The sequence below is a fragment of the Actinospica durhamensis genome (genome assembly GCF_018139695.1).
In the GTDB taxonomy this organism is placed as follows: Bacteria; Actinomycetota; Actinomycetes; order Streptomycetales; family Catenulisporaceae; genus Actinospica; species Actinospica durhamensis.
On record NZ_JAGSOG010000837.1, the window covers coordinates 1 to 406 of the forward strand.

Annotated in this window: 1 pseudogene; it reads left to right on the forward strand. The window is 73.6% G+C overall.

The features are described from left to right. Positions 1-97: 97 nt before the first annotated feature. A pseudogene (locus tag KDL01_RS42465) lies at positions 98-406 on the forward strand (lipopolysaccharide biosynthesis protein); the annotation flags it as partial.

The window sequence follows — 406 nt, forward strand, 5'->3', positions numbered from 1 at the left end:
GCATCACCCGCAGCACAGCCCGTCTCATGGACGTGTACGCCGCAGCCGTCTCCGGCACGTCGCCGTCCCCCGCACCTCGACAGGAAGCACATCCTTCATGACCGACACACCGATCCGTCGGCGCCGTCCGTCCCTGGCTTCTTCCCTGGCCCGGGTCAGGAGACTGCCGGCCTGGTCCGCGCTCGCGGCGGGCCTTCTCGCCGGCGGTCTGTGCGGAGGCGCGTACGGGCTGCTCACGCCCCCGGTGTACACGGCCACCAGCTACGTCGTCGCCGTGCCGACGGACAAGGCGGCCTCGGAGGCCGCCCGCGGTTTCGCGCAGGCGTACGGCCGGGTGGCCACCCAGCTCGCGGTGCTCGGCGACGCACAGGTGTGGGCCGGCGTGCCGGTGCGGACGCTGCGGGAC